Source organism: Pseudomonas sp. CM27 (assembly GCF_013179515.1).
In the GTDB taxonomy this organism is placed as follows: Bacteria; Pseudomonadota; Gammaproteobacteria; order Pseudomonadales; family Pseudomonadaceae; genus Aquipseudomonas.
Window position 1 is genome coordinate 1 of sequence record NZ_JABMCN010000371.1, and the last position, 3,817, is coordinate 3,817.

Annotated in this window: 3 protein-coding genes, 1 tRNA gene and 1 pseudogene; 2 read left to right on the top strand and 3 right to left on the bottom strand. The window is 66.4% G+C overall.

Features of this window, described 5'->3' with window-relative positions:
* Both HP547_RS27825 and HP547_RS27830 read left to right on the top strand, forming a co-directional pair.
* A partial coding sequence (locus tag HP547_RS27825; protein WP_172288668.1) for an alanine:cation symporter family protein occupies nucleotides 1-505 on the top strand: 505 nt, incomplete at its 5' end.
* 72 nt (nucleotides 506-577) lie between these two features.
* Nucleotides 578-1,567, top strand: coding sequence for an asparaginase (locus HP547_RS27830; protein ID WP_172288670.1), 990 nt, complete (start codon nucleotides 578-580; stop codon nucleotides 1,565-1,567).
* Between the two features lie 14 nt (nucleotides 1,568-1,581).
* Here the strand turns inward: HP547_RS27830 and HP547_RS27835 are convergent.
* The 3 genes and pseudogenes from HP547_RS27835 to HP547_RS27845 form a co-directional block, all read right to left on the bottom strand.
* Nucleotides 1,582-1,677, bottom strand: a tRNA-Sec gene (locus tag HP547_RS27835).
* A gap of 6 nt (nucleotides 1,678-1,683) precedes the next feature.
* On the bottom strand, nucleotides 1,684-3,606 hold the full coding sequence (selB, locus tag HP547_RS27840) for a selenocysteine-specific translation elongation factor (RefSeq protein ID WP_172220630.1): 1,923 nt from the start codon (nucleotides 3,604-3,606) through the stop codon (nucleotides 1,684-1,686).
* Nucleotides 3,603-3,817: pseudogene (locus HP547_RS27845) on the bottom strand (L-seryl-tRNA(Sec) selenium transferase); the annotation flags it as partial. The gene selB and the pseudogene HP547_RS27845, both read right to left, overlap by 4 nt.

Below are 3,817 nucleotides of genomic sequence, written 5' to 3' on the forward strand. Positions count from 1 at the left end.
CTTCTACACCCCAGGCTTCGAAGGCGACGGCATTGTCCTGACCCAGAACTCGCTGGCCGCTGTGGTCGGTGACTGGGGCCGTGTGTTCGTCAGCGTGGCGCTGTCGCTGTTCGTCTTCACCTGCATCCTCTACAACTACTACCTGGGCGAGAACAGCCTGCAGTTCCTCAGCCGCAACCGCGTGGTGCTGATGATCTTCCGTGGCCTGGTACTGGCACTGGTGGTATGGGGTTCGATGCAGGACCTGTCGACCGTGTTCGCCTTCGCCGACATCACCATGACCTGCCTGGCCTTCGTCAACCTGGTGGCCCTGGCCATGCTGTTCAAGGTCGGCCTGCGGGTGATGAACGACTACGACGACCAGCGCAAGGCCGGTATCCAGCAACCGGTGTTCGACTCGAGCAAATTCGTCGACCTGGACCTGGACCGCAATGCCTGGCCTGCCAATGCCCAGGCCGAAACAGCCGCTGACAAAATGGCCGCTCAAGCCCAGCCACAGCGCTGATACCCTGCGCTACCCAGCCGCCCCGTTCGCGGGCGGCTTTTCTTTCTCCGCTCACCGCTACGGATGCTTTCCATGCGTGCAGTCAAGAATCTTCTCGTTCTCTATACCGGTGGCACCATCGGCATGCTCGAAACCCCGGAAGGCCTGGCGCCAGCCGGTGGTTTTGAAGCGCGCATGCGCGAACACTTCGCCCAGATGGCCGATGCGCCCCATCTGCAATGGACCCTGCAAGAGCTGAACCCGCTGCTGGACAGCGCCAACATGCAGCAGCACAACTGGCTGGCGATGCGCGATGCCATCGTCGAGGCGGTGGATGTGGCTGGCCATGATGGCGTGCTGGTGTTGCACGGCACCGACAGCCTGGCCTACAGCGCCGCGGCATTGTCGTTCCTGTTGCTGGGCCTGCCAGCAGCGGTGCTGCTGACCGGTTCGATGCTGCCGGCAGGTGCCGGCGGCAGTGACGCCTGGGACAACCTGTGTGGCGCGCTGCGCCAGTTGGAACAGGGGCTGGAGGATGGCGTGCAGCTGTATTTCCACGGTCAGCTGCTGCATGGCTGCCGGACATCGAAACTGCGCAGCGAAGCGTTCGATGCCTTTGCTGCACTGCCGCGCCATCGTGAAGGCCAGCGTGCCGCCGAATTGCCGGCGGTGCTGGGCTATCGCCAACAGCGCCAGCCGGTCAACCTGGCGGTGATGCCGGTGTTCCCGGGCCTGCGTGCCGAACACCTGAAAGCGCTGCTCGACAGCGGTGTGCAAGGGCTGCTGCTGGAGTGCTATGGCAGCGGTACCGGGCCTTCGGATGACCAGGCATTGCTGGATGCGCTGCGCGCGGCGCGCCAGCGCGGGGTAATGCTGGCGGCTATCAGCCAGTGCCCTGAAGGGTCGGTGGTGTTCGATACCTATGCGGCGGGTAACCGCCTGCGCGGGGCCGGGCTGGTCAGTGGCGGCGGCATGACCCGCGAGGCGGCACTGGGCAAGATGGTTGCGCTGCTGGGGGCCGGGCTGGATGTCGACACGGCAGAGCGGTGGTTTGCCCTGGATCTATGTGGGGAGCGGGCCTGACAGGCCCGAGAAAATGGCGGAAGGCAGCGGGAGTCGAACCTGCCCGGGAACGGCTGCCGTCCCCAACCGGGTTTGAAGCCCGGCCGCGCCACCGGGCGCGATTGCCTTCCTTGTATTCAGTGCCTGGCCTGCTGCTGGGCCAGGGCGCTGTCGGCGCGGATGTAACGCTGGTCGGCCACCCTGCGGGTCAGGCCAATGCGGTCGAAATACTCCAGCACCTGCACACTGCGCTTGCGACCGATGCCCAACATATCGCGAAACGCGGCAACCTGCACTATCGGCGTCTCGCTGGCCTGCCCCAGCAGCAGCTCTGCCATGCGCTGTAGCGTCGAATCAGGGTAGAACAGGTCGCGCACCACCTGGTGCACCATGCCCAGCCGGGCCAGCTTGCGCAGCAACAGGCGCACGTCGGCTTCAGCACGGTTTTCTTCGGTTGCCAGCGTCCTCACCCACGGCGGATCGTACCGGCCCGCCAGCAACTTCGGCTGCAAGCGCGCCCACAACGCACTGTCGGCTTCGCTCAACTGCACCTTGTGATCAGGCAAATGCAACCATGGTCCGCTGCTGGCCAGGGCACCGCTATCGAGCAGCTCATCCAGCAGGCTGACGAATGCGGGTCGCTCCAGGGGCAAGGCGGCGAAGCGGCGCAGGCGGTCACGGTCCGGGCCAAGCTGGTCGGGCTCTTGCTGGTGAAAGCGCGCCAGCTGCTCCAGCACCTGCTGCCTGAGCGCCTGCCACTGGTCGTAGGCAAAAAGCAGTTGGCCTTGCCGTGTGGCCACCACCAGCACGTCCTTGGGCAACTGCCAGGTTTCGCGCAGGCGATTGAATTGCCGCTCGAGGCGCTGTGGGTCGAGACCACCGGGGGCGCTGCCAAGCAGGGCGGGCAGGGCTGCCTCCAGGTCCTCGGCGTCACGCAGCACCTGCAACTGGCGCAGGCGCTGTTCGCTGCGGCGCTGGCGGCCAGGCGCAAACGGGTCCAGCACCTTGCCGCCGCCCAGGGTGCGCTGGGCACGCTGGTCGCGCAGTACCAGGCGGTCGCCGTGCACCGCCTGCAGCGGCGCGTTGAGCAGCAGCTGGGCGAACATGCGCTGGCCGGCTGCCAGGGTTTCGCCTTCCAGCAACGCCACACGGGCCGTCACATCCTGGGTACCGAGGTGCACGTGCACGGCGCTGAAATGTTCGAAGGTACGCGTCTCGCCCGGTAACAGGCGCAGTTCGATATCCACTCGAACGCTGGGCGCATGCAGCCACTCGGGCAGCAACCAGTCCCCGCGGTGTACCTGCTCGACGGCCAGGCGATCAGCCGCAATGTTCAGCGCCACCCGCTGGCCCGCTTCAGCCACCAGCGCAGCCTGGTTCTGGGCATGCAGGCCGCGCACCCGTACCGGCTTGCCGGCCTTGCCCAGCAACAATGTCTCGCCGACACTGACCCGCCCGGCCAGCGCCGTTCCGGTGACTACCACACCCGCACCGGTCACCGCGAATGCACGGTCGACAGCCAGGCGAAAGCCACCCTGCACACTCCTTTGCCCCACCCGCGCCTCGGCCTCCAGCAAGGCCTGGCGCAGCGCTTCGACCCCTTCCCCACTGAGGCTCGACAACGGGAACTGCCGTGCCCCGGCATACGGCCCGGGCGCCAGCAGTTCGCCGACCTGTGCCTGCACTTCAGCCAGGCGGGCCGGCTCGACCCGGTCGCTTTTGCTGATCGCCACCAACGCCTGGGGAATGCCCAGCAGTTCGATGATCGCCAGGTGCTCGCGGGTCTGTGGCATCACCCCATCGTCGGCAGCGACCACCAGCAACACCAGGTCGATGCCATGGGCACCGGCCAGCATGTTGTGGATAAAACGCTCGTGGCCGGGCACATCGATAAAGCCGGTCAGCGCTGCACCTTCGGCCAGCGCTGCATAGCGGTAGCCAAGGTCGATGGTCATGCCACGGGCACGCTCTTCCTGGCGCTGGTCACCGGCCTGGCCGGTCAGCGCCTGCAGCAGCGCGGTCTTGCCATGGTCGATGTGGCCGGCAGTGCCGACAATCACTGCACCGGCCCCAGCTGCAGGGCTGGCAACTGCGCCAACCACTGGGCTTCGTCATCCAGTTGGCGCAGGTCCAGCCACAAGGCGTCATCGTCGATACGGCCGAGCACTGGCACTGGCAGGTCGCGCAAGGCCCGCTCAAGCACATGCAGGCTGCGCCCGCGCAGCTTTTTCGACACCTGCGGGCGCAGGCACAAGGCTGCACTGGGCAAGC

Bases quoted from the DNA above. Each gene is read 5' to 3' on its own strand.
- HP547_RS27830 (WP_172288670.1), top strand. From the start codon at position 578: ATGCGTGCAGTCAAGAATCTTCTCGTTCTCTATACCGGTGGCACCATC.